The organism is Streptomyces luteosporeus (genome assembly GCF_039532865.1).
GTDB classification, from domain to species: Bacteria; Actinomycetota; Actinomycetes; order Streptomycetales; family Streptomycetaceae; genus Streptomyces; species Streptomyces luteosporeus.
The window spans coordinates 1-16,053 of the sequence record NZ_BAAASL010000005.1 but is presented as its reverse complement, the minus strand read 5'-3'; the positions used below and the strand labels follow the sequence as shown (position 1 = coordinate 16,053).

At 73.8% G+C, this 16,053-nt stretch carries 14 protein-coding genes; 9 read left to right on the top strand and 5 right to left on the bottom strand.

The annotated features are described in order from the left end of the window. Positions 1 to 146 precede the first annotated feature (146 nt). Positions 147 to 1,364: an MFS transporter gene (locus ABD361_RS07375; protein ID WP_344433997.1), complete on the top strand. Its 1,218-nt coding sequence runs from the start codon at positions 147 to 149 to the stop codon at positions 1,362 to 1,364. Between the two features lie 388 nt (positions 1,365 to 1,752). Here the strand turns inward: ABD361_RS07375 and ABD361_RS07370 are convergent, their stop codons facing one another. Then, a complete protein-coding gene (locus tag ABD361_RS07370; RefSeq protein WP_344433996.1) occupies positions 1,753 to 2,277 on the bottom strand; it encodes a flavin reductase family protein in 525 nt (174 codons plus the stop codon). A 267-nt stretch (positions 2,278 to 2,544) separates the two neighbouring features. Here ABD361_RS07370 and ABD361_RS07365 point away from each other — a divergent pair, with 267 nt between their 5' ends. Continuing rightward, positions 2,545 to 3,417: a polysaccharide deacetylase family protein gene (locus tag ABD361_RS07365; protein WP_344433995.1), complete on the top strand. Its 873-nt coding sequence runs from the start codon at positions 2,545 to 2,547 to the stop codon at positions 3,415 to 3,417. Positions 3,418 to 3,514: 97 nt separating this feature from the next. Here ABD361_RS07365 and ABD361_RS07360 read toward each other — a convergent pair whose 3' ends face one another. Next, the gene (locus tag ABD361_RS07360) at positions 3,515 to 4,783 is read right to left on the bottom strand and encodes a glycoside hydrolase family 18 protein (RefSeq protein WP_344433993.1); all 1,269 of its coding nucleotides are present in this window, start codon (positions 4,781 to 4,783) and stop codon (positions 3,515 to 3,517) included. 358 nt (positions 4,784 to 5,141) lie between these two features. On the opposite strand from ABD361_RS07360, the gene ABD361_RS07355 reads away from it, so the two are divergent. Further along, positions 5,142 to 6,314, top strand: a complete 1,173-nt coding sequence (locus ABD361_RS07355; RefSeq protein WP_344433992.1) for an acyl-CoA dehydrogenase family protein — start codon at positions 5,142 to 5,144, stop codon at positions 6,312 to 6,314. A 59-nt stretch (positions 6,315 to 6,373) separates the two neighbouring features. Here the strand turns inward: ABD361_RS07355 and ABD361_RS07350 are convergent, their stop codons facing one another. After that, positions 6,374 to 6,751, bottom strand: coding sequence for a hypothetical protein (locus tag ABD361_RS07350; RefSeq protein WP_344433991.1), 378 nt, complete (start codon positions 6,749 to 6,751; stop codon positions 6,374 to 6,376). 195 nt (positions 6,752 to 6,946) lie between these two features. Here ABD361_RS07350 and ABD361_RS07345 point away from each other — a divergent pair, with 195 nt between their 5' ends. The 5 genes from ABD361_RS07345 to fxsA all read left to right on the top strand — a co-directional run bounded on the left by ABD361_RS07345 (position 6,947) and on the right by fxsA (position 12,835). After that, on the top strand, positions 6,947 to 7,390 hold the full coding sequence (locus ABD361_RS07345) for an Lrp/AsnC family transcriptional regulator (RefSeq protein WP_344433990.1): 444 nt from the start codon (positions 6,947 to 6,949) through the stop codon (positions 7,388 to 7,390). 248 nt (positions 7,391 to 7,638) lie between these two features. Next, positions 7,639 to 9,267 (top strand): amidohydrolase, encoded by a 1,629-nt coding sequence (locus tag ABD361_RS07340; RefSeq protein ID WP_344433989.1) that lies wholly within the window; start codon positions 7,639 to 7,641, stop codon positions 9,265 to 9,267. 478 nt (positions 9,268 to 9,745) lie between these two features. Continuing rightward, the gene (lnt, locus tag ABD361_RS07335; RefSeq protein ID WP_425583177.1) at positions 9,746 to 11,425 is read left to right on the top strand and encodes an apolipoprotein N-acyltransferase; all 1,680 of its coding nucleotides are present in this window, start codon (positions 9,746 to 9,748) and stop codon (positions 11,423 to 11,425) included. After that, positions 11,422 to 12,228 (top strand): polyprenol monophosphomannose synthase, encoded by an 807-nt coding sequence (locus ABD361_RS07330; RefSeq protein WP_344433987.1) that lies wholly within the window; start codon positions 11,422 to 11,424, stop codon positions 12,226 to 12,228. Before lnt ends, ABD361_RS07330 begins: the two co-directional genes overlap by 4 nt. A gap of 43 nt (positions 12,229 to 12,271) precedes the next feature. Continuing rightward, positions 12,272 to 12,835, top strand: a complete 564-nt coding sequence (gene fxsA, locus ABD361_RS07325) for an FxsA family membrane protein (RefSeq protein ID WP_344433986.1) — start codon at positions 12,272 to 12,274, stop codon at positions 12,833 to 12,835. A gap of 113 nt (positions 12,836 to 12,948) precedes the next feature. On the opposite strand, the gene ABD361_RS07320 is transcribed toward fxsA, so the two are convergent. Both ABD361_RS07320 and yczE read right to left on the bottom strand, forming a co-directional pair. After that, positions 12,949 to 13,323 (bottom strand): RNA polymerase-binding protein RbpA, encoded by a 375-nt coding sequence (locus tag ABD361_RS07320; protein ID WP_004948858.1) that lies wholly within the window; start codon positions 13,321 to 13,323, stop codon positions 12,949 to 12,951. A gap of 257 nt (positions 13,324 to 13,580) precedes the next feature. Next, positions 13,581 to 14,216: a membrane protein YczE gene (gene yczE / locus ABD361_RS07315; protein WP_344434276.1), complete on the bottom strand. Its 636-nt coding sequence runs from the start codon at positions 14,214 to 14,216 to the stop codon at positions 13,581 to 13,583. A gap of 224 nt (positions 14,217 to 14,440) precedes the next feature. Between yczE and ABD361_RS07310 the strand changes: the two genes are divergently transcribed. Further along, on the top strand, positions 14,441 to 15,946 hold the full coding sequence (locus ABD361_RS07310; RefSeq protein WP_344433985.1) for an SCO1417 family PLP biosynthesis transcription factor: 1,506 nt from the start codon (positions 14,441 to 14,443) through the stop codon (positions 15,944 to 15,946). The last annotated feature ends 107 nt before the right edge of the window (positions 15,947 to 16,053 follow it).

Here is a 16,053-nt window from a genome sequence, read left to right as displayed (position 1 = left end):
CACCAGTGGCCGCGCGGGCCACCGGAATCAGGACACCGGCTCCCACCGGCCTCCGGACGCGTGGTGGACGATTGCACAGCGGACGGTCGCAGGAATGGAGATCCGTCCACTGTTCCGATGCTGCCGGAACGGTTGAGATCTTTGACGTGAAACATTCGCCCGCCCAGCCGTCCGCCACCCTCTTCCCTGACGCCTCGTCATCCCTGCTCACGCGCTCCATGACGGCGGTGCTGCTGTGCACCTTCAGCGGTTTCACGGGCTTCTACCTCCTGCTGGCCACCGTGCCCGAGTTCGCCGCGGACGCCGGCGGCCGGGCCGCCGGGGGTGCCGTCACCGGACTGCTGATGGGCGCCACCGTGGCCGTGCAGCCCGCCATGCCCCGCCTCATCGCCGCCGTCGGCCACCGGGCGGCCCTGCTGGCCGCCATGCTCCTGCTCGGCGCCCCGGCCGCCGTGCCACTGGCCACCGACGACCTCGCCGTGACGCTGGGATGCGCCGTGCTGCGCGGCGCCGGGTTCGGCATCTTCGTGGTGGTCGGCAGCGCGGCCGTGGCCGAGCTGGCACCGCCCGCCCGCCGCGGGGCGGCGACCGGCTGGTACGGGCTGGCCGCCGGGCTCGGCGGAGCCGTGGGCACGCCCCTCGGGGTACTGCTGGCCCACCAGTACGGCTACGGGCCGCTGTTCGCCGCCGGCACCCTGGCCCCGGCGTGCGGCCTGGTGGCCGCGCTGTTCGTCGGCGTGCCCCGGCCCCGGTCCGCCGGGCGCGCCCGGGTCGTCGCGGGCATCGCCCGGCCGGCGATCCTGCGCCCGCTCGCCCTGCTGACCGCCGGCACCATGGCCTCCGGCACCGTCGTGACCTTCCTGCCGCCGGCCGCGCCCCGCGACCCGGTGTGGCTGACGCCGCTGGCCCTTTTGTGCCTGCAACTGTCCGCCGCGGGCAGCCGCTGGGCGGCCGGCCGCCTGGGCGACCGCCACGGCCACCACGTCCTGCTGCTGCCGGCGACCGTGCTCGCGGCCGTGGGCGTCCTCGGCGGCACCGCGACCGCGCACACCGGCGTCCTGCTCGCCCTCATGGTGGTCTTCGGCGCCGGCTTCGGCACCCTGCAGAACGCCACCCTCGTCCTGGCCCTGCAGCGTGCCGGGGACGCCGGCGTCGCCAGCGCCCAGTGGAACCTCGCCTTCGACGCGGGCCTGGGACTCGGCGGCTTCTGCGTCGGTCTCGTCGCCCAATACACGGGCTACGCCACCGGCTTCGTCCTGGTCGCCGCCGTGCTCGCGGCGCTGGCCGCCGTCGCCCTCGCCGACGCCCGCGCGCACGCCGCGCACGACGTCGACACGGCGGTGCGGCCGCAAAACATGCCGTAGGCAAACGGCCGGAACTCGAACCTCCACCCGCCGCCGCCCCGTGAACTGATTGCATACTGAATCGTCACGTGCCGGCATCGGCGCATCGGAACGTCGACGTCCCCTCCGGACGTGCGTGGCCATCGGGGGCGGAGGAGGGAAAACGACATGCTGGGAGCGGTGGCCGATGCTCCCCTGCGGGGACGGGAGGCCGAAGTCGAAAGAATCACCGTGCGGGCGGGCACGCACACCGGTGCCCCGCGCTCGCCGCCCAGCCGGTCCAGCTCGGTGCGGAAGTCCTGTGCCAGCGCGTCCAGTTCGCCGTACGTGAGGTGGTCACCGCGCAGGACGAGGGCGCAGGCGCCGGGGTCCTTCCGGGCGCGCTCGTCGAAGGCCGCGGTCATCGGGGTCATGCCGGTACGCCCGTGGTGGCGCCGAGGATGCCGATCTCGCGGTAGCCGCCGTCGTAGTACACCAGGGGGCGGCCCTTCTCGCTGCCGGCGGCGACCACCCGGCCGATCAGGATCGCGTGGTCACCGCCGCCCACCACGCTCTCCAGGCGGCAGTCGAAGTAGCTGAGGCAGCCGCGGACGACGGGGGCGCCGGTGACGAAGCGCTCGGTGTCCACGGAGGGGAAGGCGCCGATCGCCCTGCCGTTGCCGTGGATGGCGAAGTGCCGGGAGACGCGCTCCTGGTCGTCGCGCAGCACGCTGACGGCGAAGACCTCGGTCGCGAGGACCGCCGTCACCAGCGGGCTCATTCGCCCGATGAAGACCGTCACCATCCGGGGTTCGAGGGAAAGCGATCCGAATGCCGAGACGGTCTTGGCGAACACCTCGCCGCCGTTCCTCGTCGTCACCACCGTGACGCCGGACGCGAATTTTCCGGCAGCCGCGCGGAATTCCCGCTCCGGGCACGTCGGGGATAATGCCATCACTGTCACTGCCATTTCCGTGAGGGCTTTTCTCGGGGACGACCCCGACTCTACGAGGTGCCGGCCGGGCACCTCCACTACCTCTTCGGGTAGCGGAGCGCGGCTACCCGCACGTGGTGAGACGTCCTCAAGCGACCGTAACCGCGCAGGTCATGGCCGCCTTGAGGGGGGTGGGGCGGGGGTGTTGTGCACTTCTCCACGCAACCGGCAGTGATCATGTGCGAATCTCCATTGTGAAGGATTGCGCCCCTGTTTAGAGTCCCTTTCATGACTGCATCCTGGCTGAGCCCCGGAAAGGCCGCAGCGGTGGCGCTCACTTTCGACGTGGACGCGGAGACCGGTGTTCTTTCCATGGGCGAGAAGTACGCACGGCACGCCATGGCCATGACCCACCAGGCTTTCGGCCCCGACGTCGGCGTGCCGCGCATCCTGGGAATTCTCCGGGATCTCGGCGTGCCGGCCACCTTCTTCTTCCCGGGCTGGGTCGCCGAACGCCGCCCGAATCTGGTGGCGCAAGTGGTGGAGGCGGGCCACGAGGTGGCGCACCACTCCTACAGCCATGTGCCGGCGACCTCGATGACGGCGGCCGAGGAGCGGCGCGACTTCGAACGGGCCCTGGAGGTCTTCCGGAAGCAGGACGTGCCGGTGTACGGCCACCGCGCCGGCCTGTGGGAGGCGAGCTGGCAGACGGCGTCGCTGGTGGCGGAGTACGGCCTGGCCTACGACTCGTCGATGATGAACGACGACCGTCCCTACCACGTGCCCACCGACCGGGGCAGTGTGGTGGAGCTGCCCCCGCACTGGTCGCTGGACGACTGGGAGCAGTACGCGTTCCTGCCGGCGCCGCAGATCGGGTCCGTCATGGAGGACCCGCAGAAGGTGCTGTCGATGTGGAAGTACGAGCTGGACGCGATGCGCCGTTACCACTCGCTGTTCATGCTCACCAACCACCCCTTCCTCAGCGGCCGTCCGGGCCGCGCCGAGGCGCTGCGCTCCCTGATCGCCTACGGCCTCTCGCACGGGGACGTGGAGTTCCTGACCTGCCGGGAGATCGCCGAGCGGGCCAAGGCCGACACCTCGCTGGCCACCCGGCCGCTGGAGCAGCCGGAGATCGAACCGGGCCTCTTCCCGGCCGGGTAGGGCGCAGGGTACGAGCGCAGGACGCAGGGCGCCTCCCGCCCGCGCGGCCCCTGGCGGGGCCGGCGGGCGGGAGGCGCCTTCGGCTTGCGGGTGCGGCTCAGCCGATGGCCCTGATCAGCTCGCCGTCGGGGGTGTCGCCCCCCAGCTCCCAGAAGAACGTGCCGCCCAGGCCCCGGCGGTTCTTGTAGGCGACCTTCCCGGCGATCGTCGCGGGGGTGTCGTAGCTCCACCACTCGTCGCCGCACTTGGCGTACGCCGTGCCGCCGACCGTACCGGTGGCCGGACAGCGGGTCTTGAGGATGCGGTAGTCCTCGAAGCCGGCCTCGGAGGTGCCCTTGGCCGGGCCGGTGGCGGTGCCGCCCGGCGCCGCCTGGGTCACGCCGCTCCAGCCGCGGCCGTAGAAGCCGATGCCCAGCAGCAGCTTGCCCGCGGGTATGCCGAGCGACGTGAGCTTGCCGATGGTGGAGTCGGTGTCGAAGCCGGCCTTGGGGATGCCGGGGTAGGACGTCAGCGGTGAGTGCGGGGCCGTGGGGCCCTTGGCGTCCCAGGCGCCGAAGTAGTCGTACGTCATGGGGTTGTACCAGTCGACGTACCGGGCGGCGCCCGCGTAGTCCACCGCGTCGATCTTGCCGCCGGCCGAGGCGTCGGCGGTGATGGCCGCGGTGACCAGGCTGCTCCGGCCGAACTTCGCGCGCAGCGCCGCCAGCACCTCGCGGAAGGCGTCACGGCCGCTGGTGTCGCAGGTCAGGCCGCAGGCGTTGGGGTACTCCCAGTCGATGTCGATGCCGTCGAAGACGTCGGCCCAGCGCGGGTCCTTCACCAGCCCGTAGCACGACTCGGCGAAGGCGGCGGGGTCCTTCGCGGCCTCGCCGAAGCCGCCGGACCAGGTCCAGCCGCCGAAGGACCAGACCACCTTCAGGCCCGGGTGCAGCTTCTTGAGCTTGCGCAGCTGGTTGAAGTTGCCGCGCAGGGCGCCGTCGTCCCAGGTGTCGGCCTTGCCGTCGACGCTGCCGGCGGCGTCGTAGTACTTGTCGTAGTCGGCGTAGGGGTCGCCGATCGTGCACCTGCCGCCGCTGACGTTGCCGAAGGCGTAGTTGATGTGGGTGAGCCGGGCGGCGGCGCCGGAGGTCTCGATGTTCTTGACGTGGTAATTGCGCTGGTAAACACCCCAGTTGGTGAAGTAGCCGACGACGCGCCGGCCGGCGGTGGTGTCCGTGGTGTCGGAGGTGTCGTCGGCCGCGCCGGTGGCGGGGGTGGTGGTCGCGGCGGTGGCGGAGCCCGTGGTGAGGCCGCCCGCCAGCAGGGTGGCGCCGGCGGCCAGTGCCGCGAGCCAGGCGCGGGCGCGTTGTCCGTACGGTCTGGGCATGAGGTCTCCTCGGTGGGGGAGGGACGTGCTCTTGGCATGGACGCGTTGAACGGTGGGGAAACCGTAGGAGGACTAGACCAATACGGTCAATGGTTCGTACCAAATCCGCCGGGGCCCGCGCCGCCGGCACGGTGTGTCATGAACGGCGTGTCATGAACGGTTCCCCATGAACGGTTTTTCATGATCAGTCAACCCGTGACGCCACGCCCGCGATCGGGCATACTCCAACCCGCCACAGCCGCAGGTCACGCCCCTCCGAGACCCGGAGCGCGACCATGGACTGGGGCATCAACGGTGACGGCGCCGACACCCCGGCGCGCCGGCCGCCGCCGCGCCCGACAGGGAGGAGAGCCGCCTCATGACCGATCACGGCCCACAGCCGGTGGAGCGTCAGCTGCCCACCGAGGAGGCACGCGACCTGATCTCACTCGTCCGCGAGCTGGTGCAGCGGGAGATCAGGCCCGGTGCGGCCGAGGAGGAGGAAGCCGGCCGCTTCCCGCGCGAGGTCTTCGGCCTGCTGTCCGCCTCGGGCCTGCTCGCCCTGCCCTACGCCGAGGAGTTCGGCGGCGGCGACCAGCCGTACGAGGTCTACCTGCAGGTCCTCGAGGAGCTGGCGGCCGCCCGGCTCACCGTCGGCCTCGGGGTGAGCGTCCACACCCTCGCCTGCCACGCCCTCGCCGGCTACGGCACCGCGGAACAGCAGCGGGAACACCTGCCCGCCATGCTCGGCGGCGGGCTGCTGGGCGCCTACTGCCTGTCCGAACCGGCCGCCGGCTCCGACGCCGCCTCCCTGCGCACGCGCGCCACCCGCAACGGCGACACCTGGACCCTCGAAGGCACCAAGGCCTGGATCACCCACGGCGGCGTCGCCGACTTCTACACCGTCCTCGCCCGCACCGGCGGCCCCGGATCCCACGGCATCACCGCCTTCCTCGTGCCCGGCGACGCACCCGGCCTGAGCGCCGCCGCGCCCGAGCGGAAGATGGGAATGAAGGGCTCGCCCACCGCCCAACTGCACTTCGACGGCGTCGAGGTCCCCGACGCCCGGCGCATCGGCGAGGAGGGACAGGGCTTCGCCATCGCGCTGTCCGCGCTGGACTCCGGCCGCCTGGGGATCGCCGCCTGCGCCGTCGGCGTCGCCCAGGCCGCCCTCGACGAAGCGCTCGCCTTCACCGCCGAGCGGCGGCAGTTCGGCCGGCCCGTCGCCGACTTCCAGGGCCTGCGCTTCATGCTCGCCGACATGGCCACCCAGATCGAGGCCGGCCGCTCCCTGTACCTCGCGGCGGCCCGGCTGCGGGACGCGGGCCGGCCCTTCGCCAAGCAGGCCGCCATGGCCAAGCTCTTCTGCACCGACGCCGCGATGCGGGTGACCACCGACGCCGTCCAGCTCATGGGCGGCTACGGCTACACCGCCGACTTCCCCGCCGAGCGCTACATGCGCGAGGCGAAGGTCCTGCAGATCGTCGAGGGCACCAACCAGATCCAGCGGATGGTCGTCGCCCGCCACCTGGCCGGCCCCGAGACCCGCTGACGAAGCGGCCCGGGCCGGCCACCGCCGAAGCGGCCGGCCCTGGCCCCGGGGGCCGCCCGTCAGCGGCGGCCGTGCGGCTCGGGCACGCGCAGCGGGCGCGAGCCCGGACCGCCGATGTGCGAGAAGGGCTGCGTCCGCCAGTCCAGCCCCTCCGGCAGCGTCAGCAGCATCGCCGCGTCCAGCTCCTGCGAGTCCAGCGACTCGTCGGCCGGCGCGGCCTCCTCCACCGAGCGGCCCGAGCCGGCGCACACGGTCAGGCCGAACGGGTTCCACGGGGAGGGGCACCGGGCGTGCTCCGGGAGCACCTCCTCGTCCGCGAGGAGCGCAATGGGCCGGGCGCAGTCCGGGCAGAGGACCCGGAACATCTCGTAGGTCTCGTCGTACGAGCCGAAGTCGCCTTCGCCGTCGTGACCGGCGTGGTCCAGGCTGCTGGGCATAGTGGTCTTCCCCCTCGGATGAACCGGCGGGGCACCCCGGCCCCGGCCACACGAAGCACTTCCCGCCGGGCGAGTGGCGTAATCGCCGCGTCCGGGAGGACACGGGTGCATACCTGTGGCGTTGGTCACATACCCTGTGCGCCTGCGGTGCCGCCGACTGTGCCGGGCGCGCCACGACACAGTAGGTTGATCCGCGTGGAGGAGCTGGACAAAGAGATCGTGGAACTGCTCGTCAAGGACGGGCGGATGAGCTACACCGACCTGGGCAAGGCCACCGGCCTGTCCACCTCGGCGGTGCACCAGCGGGTGCGCCGGCTCGAACAGCGGGGCGTCATCCGCGGCTACGCGGCCGTCGTCGACCCCGAGGCCGTCGGCCTGCCGCTGACCGCCTTCATCTCGGTGAAGCCCTTCGACCCCAGCGCTCCCGACGACATCGCCGACCGGCTCGCGGAAGTGCCCGAGATCGAGGCCTGCCACAGCGTCGCCGGCGACGAGAACTACATCCTCAAGGTCCGCGTCGCCACCCCGCTGGAGCTCGAACACCTGCTGGCGCGCATCCGGTCGCTGGCCGGGGTCTCCACGCGCACGACGATCGTCCTGTCCACACCGTACGAGGCCCGGCCTCCGCGCGTGGGCTAGCGCCGTTTCCGGCCGATCATGCGGTGCCCCGAAGGGGCGCGGGGCAGTGTCGATCTGCGGCTCCGCCGCGTGGGCGCGATCGGTCACCAACGGCCCGCAGTCGGAAGGACGGCCTTCGTCTGCAGGCGCGCCGTGGCTTGTCGCGCCCACGCGGCGGAGCCGCAGATCGACACTGCCCCGCGCCCCTTCGGGGCACCGTCGTGGGGGCGGGTGGGGGAGCGCCTCACCCGCCACGTCACACTGGTGCCATGACCTCGCGCTCCGAAAAGACCGTGCTCCTGCGCGGCGGTGACGTCCACAGCCCCGCCGACCCCTTCGCCACCGCGATGGTGGTCCAGGGCGACTCCATCGCCTGGGTCGGCTCCGAGGGCGCCGCGGACTCCTTCGCCGACGGCGTCGACGAGGTCGTCCACCTCGAAGGCGCCCTCGTCACCCCCGCCTTCACCGACGCCCACGTGCACACCACCGCCACCGGGCTGGCCCTGACCGGCCTGGACCTGACCGGCGTGGCGGGGCTGGCACCCGCCCTGGAGCGCATCCGCGCCCACGCCGCCGCCCGGCCCGCGGACCGGGTGCTGCTCGGCCACGGCTGGGACGCCAGCGCCTGGCCCGAGCAGCGGCCCCCGTCCCGCCGGGAGCTGGACGAGGCCACCGGCGGCCGGCCGCTGTACCTCACCCGCGCCGACGTCCACTCCGCCGTCGCCACCACCGCCCTGCTCGACCTCGTCCCCGGCGTGCGCGAGCTGCCCGGGTACGCCCCCGACGCGCCCCTGACCGGCGCCGCCCACCACGCCGTGCGCGCCGCGGCGTACGGCGCCCTGACCCCCGCGCAGCGCACCGAGGCCCAGCGCGCCGCCCGCACCCGCGCCGCCGCCCTCGGCATCGGCTCGCTGCACGAGTGCGCGGGCCCGGACATCTCCGGCGAGGACGACCTGACCGGGCTGCTGCGCCTGGCCGCCGAGGAGCCCGGCCCGCGCGTCACCGGCTACTGGGCCGAGGCCGTCACCTCCGCCGAGGACGCGGCCCGCATCCGCGCCCTCGGCGCGGTCGGCGCCGCCGGCGACCTGTTCGCCGACGGCTCCCTCGGCTCGCACACCGCCTGCCTGCACGAGCCCTACGCCGACCGGCCCGGCCACACCGGCACCGCCCAGCTGGACGCCGCCGCCGTCGCCGCCCACGTCACCGCCTGCACCGAGGCCGGCCTGCAGGCGGGCTTCCACGCCATCGGCGACGCCGCCCTGACCGCCGTCGTCGACGGCGTGCGCGCCGCCGCCGACCGGCTCGGCCTGGCCCGCATCCGCGCGGCCCGGCACCGCGTCGAACACGCCGAGATGATGACCCCCGAGCACATCGCGGCCTTCGCCGAACTGGCCCTGACCGCCTCCGTGCAGCCCGCCTTCGACGCCGCCTGGGGCGGCGAGGACGCGCTGTACGCCCGGCGCCTGGGCGCCGAGCGCGCCCGCACCCTCAACCCGTACGCGGCCCTGCTGCGCGCCGGCGTGCCGCTCGCGCTCGGCTCCGACAGCCCCGTCACCCCGCTCGACCCCTGGGGCACCGTCCGCGCCGCAGCCTTCCACCGCACGCCCGAGCACCGCATCTCGGTGCGCGCCGCCTTCACCGCGCACACCCGCGGCGGCTGGCGGGCCACCGGCCGGGACGACGCCGGCGTGCTGGTGCCCGGCGCCCCCGCCGACTACGCGATCTGGCGCACCGGCGACCTCGTGGTGCAGGTCCCCGACGACCGCGTCGCCAACTGGTCCACCGACCCCCGCTCCGGCACACCGGGCCTGCCGGACCTCACCCCCGGCACCCCGCTGCCGGTCTGCCTGCGCACCGTGGTGGCCGGGCACACCGTGTACGCGGGGCTTAACGAGTGACGCCCCCCGATCCGCGTACCGCCGAACGATGATCCCGCACCCCGTCGTACGGCGCCCCGCCCCCGCGCACTGACCTGCTGATTTGGCCAAGGCGCGCTGGTGGCGAGGGTGTTGACACGATGCGGGCGGCGGCCGGTAGGTTCTCGCTGTCCACCACAGGACGTCCGGTCGCGGTGCCTTCGCACAGTCGTCGAACGCCGCTGGGCCACGGGGCGGTGCGCCGGGACGCGCGCCGCCACTGGGAGCCAGGTCCAGCGCACGGGGGCGGGGGAGGTTCCGCCGGACCGGCAGGTGCGACCCGGGTGGGGCCCGGACGTTCAGTAGACAACGGCTCCCGGCAACCGCAGCCGGCGGTTCCGGGGCCGGCCCGAAGGACGCCGGGTCCCCATTCCGCCCGCCCTCTCCCCGGCGGTCCACCGCCTGCGCCGTTCGAGGTACGGTCAGCTGATACCCCTGACACGCTCCAGGAAGAAGCACCGTGCCCCCCGGTCCCGAAACCACTGAGGAACCCGCCGCGAGCGCCCGGCCGGTCACCGACGCGCCCCCGGCCGCCGACGCGCGCCCGCGCCGGGCCGTGCGCCTGGCCCGGCTCGCCCGCCGCGAGGCCCCGCGCACGGCGCTGGCGGCCCTCGCCGGCGGCTGTCTCGCCGCGGCCTTCCCGCCGTACGACCTGTGGCCGCTCTCGCTCGTGGCCGTGGCCGCCCTGGCCCTGCTCACCCGCGGCCGCACCGCCCGGCAGGGCGCCTGGACGGGCTTCGCCCTCGGGCTGCCGTTCTTCTTCTTCCTGCTGCGCTGGCTGCACGTGGTGGGCTACGACGCGGTCGTGGGCCTGTCGATCGTGGAGGCGGCGTTCCTGGCCGTCCTGGGCGCCGGCCTCGCGCGCACCTCCCGGCTGCCGGCCTGGCCGCTGTGGGGCGCCTGCCTGTGGGTGGCCCAGGAGTGGGCGCGCGACCGGCTGCCCTTCGGCGGCTTCCCCTGGGGGCGGCTCGCCTTCGCCAACACCGGCTCCGCCTTCACCCCGCTCGCCGCACTCGGCGGCGCGCCGCTGGTGACCTTCGCCGTGGCCCTGGCGGGCGGCACGCTGGCGTACGCGGCGCTCGCCGCCCGCCGCGCGCTGGGCGCCGGCGGCGGACGGCTGCGGGCCGCGCTGCCGGGCGCCGGGGCGCTGGTGCTCACCGGCTGCCTGATCGGCGCCGGCTACGCCGTGCCCGTGCCCACGCGGGCCGACGACACCGTGGACGTCGCGATCGTCCAGGGCAACGTCGAAAAGCCCGGCATGGACTTCCTCGGCCGCCCGCTGATGGTGCTCGACAACCACGTGGAGGCCACGCTGCAGCTGGCCCGGGACGTGCGGGCGGGCAAGGTCCGCAAGCCCGACCTGGTCATCTGGCCGGAGAACTCCTCCGACCTCGACCCCTTCCAGTACTCCCAGGCCTACGAGCGCATCCAGCGGGCCGTGCAGGCCGTGGGCGTGCCGGTGCTGGTCGGCGCGCTGGTCGACCACCCCGGCAAGCCCGGCTTCATCGACAACAAGGGCATCGTCTGGGACCCGGTGACCGGGCCGGGCGCCTGGTACGCCAAGCAGCACCCCGTGCCGTTCGGCGAGTACGTGCCCTTCCGCGAGCAGCTGAGCACGGTGATCTCCCGGCTCCAGCGCGTCCCCCGCGACTTCTACCCCGGCGACCGCACCGGCGTGCTGCAGGTGGGCCCGGCGCGGCTGGGCGACGTCATCTGCTTCGAGGTCGCCTACGACGGGATCGTCCACGACACCGTCCGCGCCGGCGCCCGCGCCCTGGTCGTGCAGACCAACAACGCCACCTACGGCCGCACCGGGCAGCCCGAGCAGCAGCTGGCGATGTCCAGGCTGCGGGCGATCGAGCACGGCCGGGCCGTGGTCACGGCGGCCACCAGCGGCATCAGCGCGGTCGTCGCGCCCGACGGGAGGGTGCTGCAGCGCAGCGAGGAGTTCACGCGTGATGTGATCAGTGCGCGCATCCCCCTGCGGGACGGCACGACGGTCGCCGACCGCGTCGGTGCGGCGCCCGAATGGGCGCTCGCTATCGTGGGACTTCTGTCCTGGGCGGCCGCTCTCCTGATGGGCCGTCGGATCCGGCCGGAGGGACCCGTAGAGAACATGGACAAGAAGGGCCAGCAGTGAACGACGGCGGTCAGCGGAGATTCGGTCCGCTCGGCACGACCTTGGTGATCATTCCGACCTACAACGAGGCGGAGAACATCAAGCCCATCGTCGCCCGGGTGCGCGCGGCCGTACCGGAGGCGCACGTCCTCGTCGCCGACGACAACAGCCCCGACGGCACCGGCAAGCTCGCCGACGAGATGGCGGCCGAGGACGACCACGTCAAGGTGCTGCACCGGCAGGGCAAGGAGGGCCTCGGCGCCGCCTACCTCGCCGGGTTCCGCTGGGGCCTGGAGAACGGCTACGGCGTGCTCGTGGAGATGGACGCCGACGGCTCCCACCAGCCCGAGGAGCTGCCCCGGCTGCTCACCGCCCTCAAGGGCGCCGACCTGGTGCTCGGCTCGCGCTGGGTGCCCGGCGGCCGGGTGGTGAACTGGCCGAAGTCGCGCGAGTTCCTCTCCCGCGGCGGCTCCACCTACTCCCGCCTGATGCTGGACGTGCCCATCCGGGACGTCACCGGCGGCTACCGGGCCTTCCGCCGGGAGACGCTGGAGGGGCTGGGCATGGAGGAGGTCGCCTCGCAGGGCTACTGCTTCCAGGTCGACCTCGCCTGGCGCGCCGTCAAGGCCGGCTTCCACGTCGTGGAGGTGCCCATCACCTTCGTCGAGCGCGAGCTGGGCGACAGCAAGATGAGCCGGGACATCGTCGCCGAGGCGCTGTGGCGCGTCACCTCCTGGGGCATCGGCTCCCGCGTGGCGAAGGTGGGCAAGGCGCTCACCCAGCCGCCGGCGAAGGAGCGCGGACGGTCCGTCAAGGACGGATAAGGACGCCCCGGCCGTTTGCGCGCACTGCGGGCACACTTGAGGCATGACGTTCGGAGCACAGCAGGAGACGTTGCACAGCCGGCCGCCGCGCCGCAGCCGGGCCCGCAGGCTGGTCCCGCTCGGCGTGGCCGCCTGGGTGGTCCTGGAGGTGTGGCTGCTGACCCTGGTGGCCGACCTGGCCGGCGGCCTCGCGGTGCTCGCCCTGCTGGTGGCCGGCGTGGTCGCCGGATCGTACGTGATCAAGCGGGCGGGCCGGCGGGCCTGGCAGCGCCTGACGGGTTCCCTGCAGGCGCCCGGTGCCGGCGGGGCCGCACCGGCCCCCGGTGAGAGCGGCGGCAACGCCCTGACGATGCTGGGCGGCCTGCTGCTGATCGTGCCGGGCGTCGTCTCGGACGTGGCGGGCCTGCTGTGCCTGTTCCCCCCGACGCGGGCGCTGCTGCGGCGCGCGGGGGAGCGGTGGCTGAGCCGTCCGGGCACCCTCGGCGGGGCGTTCCAGCAGGTGCGCATGCACCAGCCGGACGGCAAGGTCGTCCAGGGCGAGGTGATCCGCGAGGACGAACGCCCCGGCCCGGGGCAGGGCCCCGCGGGCCCGCAGCTGCCGCGGTAGCGGCGGGGAACGGGACACGAGGAACGGGAACGGGTATGCGAAAGGGCCCGGGCCACTGCGTGAGGCAGTGGCCCGGGCCCTTCGTCGTACGCCGGTGGCGCGCGCCGACCGCTTTACGCGGACTTGCGCGTGTCCCGCGGATGCACCGCGATGTTCATGGCGCCGGAGCGCAGGACGGCCAGCCGCTCGGCCAGCACCTCCTCCAGCTCCTCGCGGGTGCGTCGCTCCATGAGCATGTCCCAGTGCGTACGCGCGGGCTTGCCCTTCTTCTCCTCAGGACCGTCGCCGTCCACCAGGAGTGCCACGGCGCCGCACGCCTTGCACTCCCACTCCGGCGGAATTTCCGCCTCCACCGAGAACGGCATCTCAAATCGATGGCCATTCGGGCATGCGTACTCCACCGCCTGGCGCGGGGCCAGATCGATGCCGCGGTCGGTCTCGTAGCTGGTAACCACAAGTCGCGTGCCGCGGAGAGCTCGCTCACTCATGAATCGTGCCTCCCGGGCTTGTCGCCCACAGGACAGGTGTCGCTGTCGTCGTCATCCGGTCAACGTCCGGTCGGCGGTGAAGATTCCCCGTTGAGGGACATGCGTCGCCCGTCGTGCCGCCCCTTGTTGTACCCATCGGCGCCCGTTTTGTCACATCTGGCAATGGTTGTCACCCTGTGCTGCGACGCTGTGAACGCGCAGTAACGATCCGCCTGGTGGGTCGAAGGCGTACACTACCGGCCCTGCCCGGTCACCACCTAAACCGGGTCCGGAACCGACCGGTCCGACATGACCGGATTCGCCGCGTCCGCCTTCTGGCCGGTCCCGGCCGCCCCCGCCGGAGCCGGTGCGAACAGGCGCAGGAAGAACTGGGCCAGCGGCCCGATCCCGACGGCGAAGACCACCGTGCCCACGCCGATCGAACCGCCCAGCGCGAAGCCGGTCACCAGCACCGACAGCTCGATCGCCGTACGCACCAGCCGCACCGAGCGGCCGGTGCGCCGGTGCAGCCCGGTCATCAGCCCGTCCCGCGGGCCCGGGCCGAAGCGCGGCGAAATGTACAGCCCCGTCGCCACCGCGCACAGCACCACGGCCAGGACCAGCAGCGGTACGCGCACCCACAGCGAACCCGGCGCCGGCGTCAGGGCCAAAGTGGCATCGACCACCAGACCGATCACCAGCACGTTGGACACCGTCCCCAGCCCCGGGCGCTGCCGCAGCGGGATCCACAGCAGCAGCACCAGCGCACCCACGCCGATGGCCGCCTCGCCGATCGACAGGCCCATGTGCCGCGCGACACCCTGGTTGAGCACGGTCCACGGCCCCAGACCGAGCCCGGCCCGCAGCTGGAGCCCCTCGCTCACCCCGTACAGCACCAGGCCGGCATACAGCATGACCAGCCGGCGCAGCAGCCCCGGGCCCGTGCGGCCGGAGCCGGCCGGCGGCGGCACGGGTCCGGGACGGGAAGCGGACGACGGCTCGGCACCGGACGGCCCGGCATCGGACGCGGACATGAGAAATCCCCCCTGCGGTGGTATCAGTGGCCTGAGGCATGACAGTCTGTGGACCGGGTCGAGCACAGATCCATGGCCAATCCCCGAAAGGTGGACCGGAAACAATGAGCCCGTGGACCTCTTCGGTGGGGGCGCCCCAGCTGGCGCGCCTCCTCGGCTCCCAGAACGGACGCGGCTCCGTCACGCCCCTCGCCGGCCGCCGCACCCCCGCCTACCGCTCCCTGGCCGACGGGGTGCGCACCCTCGTGCTCGAAGGCCGGGTCCCCGTCGCCGCCCGCCTCCCCGCCGAACGCGAGCTCGCCGCCGCCCTCGCCGTCAGCCGCACCACCGTGGCCGCCGCCTACGAGGCCCTGCGCGGCGAGGGCTTCCTCGAATCCCGCCGCGGCGCCGGCAGCTGGACCGCCGTCCCCGCCGGCAGCCCCCTGCCCACCCGGGCCCTGGACCCGCTGCCCCCCGAGGCCGCCGGCTCCGTCATCGACCTCGGCTGCGCCGCCCTGACCGCCCCCGAACCCTGGCTCACCCGCGCCGTCCAGGGCGCCCTGGAGGAGCTGCCGCCCTACGCCCACACCCACGGCGACTACCCCGCCGGCCTGCCCGCCCTGCGCAGCGCCATCGCCGACCGCTACACCGCCCGCGGCATACCGACCATGCCCGAACAGATCATGGTCACCACCGGTGCCATGGGCGCCGTCGCCGCCATCTGCCGCCTGATGGCCGGACGCGGCGAGCGCGTCGCCGTCGAATCCCCCTCCTACGCCAACGTCCTGCAGCTCATGCGCGAGGCCGGGGCCCGCCTGGTGCCCGTCGCCATGGCCGACGGGCTCACCGGCTGGGACCTCGCCGCCTGGCGCCAGGTGCTGCGCGACGCCGCCCCCCGCATGGCCTACGTCATCGCCGACTTCCACAACCCCACCGGCGCCCTCGCCCCCGAGGAACAGCGCCGCGAGCTCGTCGAGGCCGCCCGGGCCGCCGGCACGCTCCTGGTCGCCGACGAGACCATGTCCGAGCTCGTCCTCGACCCCGACCTGCACCTCCCGCGGCCCGTGTGCGCCTTCGACCCCGCCGGCAGCGCCGTCATCACCGTCGGCTCGGCCAGCAAGTCCTTCTGGGCCGGCCTGCGCATCGGCTGGGTACGCGCCGCCCCCGACGTCATCCGCGGCCTGGTCGCCGCCCGCGCCTACGCCGACCTCGGCACGCCCGTCCTCGACCAGCTCGCCGTCACCTGGCTGCTGAGCTCCGGCGGCTGGGAGCAGGCCATCGCCCAGCGGCGCGAACAAACACGCGAGAACCGCGACGCGCTCGTGGCCGCCGTGCGCCACCACCTGCCCGAGTGGGAGTTCACCGTGCCCCGGGGCGGCCTGACCCTGTGGGCCCGCACCGGCGGCCTGTCCGGCTCGCGCATCGCCGAGGCGGCCGAGCGACTGGGCGTCCGCGTCCCCTCGGGCCCCCGCTTCGGCGTCGACGGCGCGTTCGAGGGCTACGTACGCCTGCCCTTCACGGTCGCCGGCGCGGTGGCCGAACAGGCGGCCACGCGCCTGGCGGAGGCCACCCGCCTGGTCGCGAGCGGCGCCGTGGCGGCGGCGGAGATGCCGCGCACGTACGTGGCGTGACGCCTGCGGCGGGCCGTTCCCCAGCCCCGCCCTCTCCCCGTCTCCCGGGGCTCCGCCCCGGACCCCGGTCCTCAAACGCCGGACGGGCTGAAATCAGCCCGTTGGGG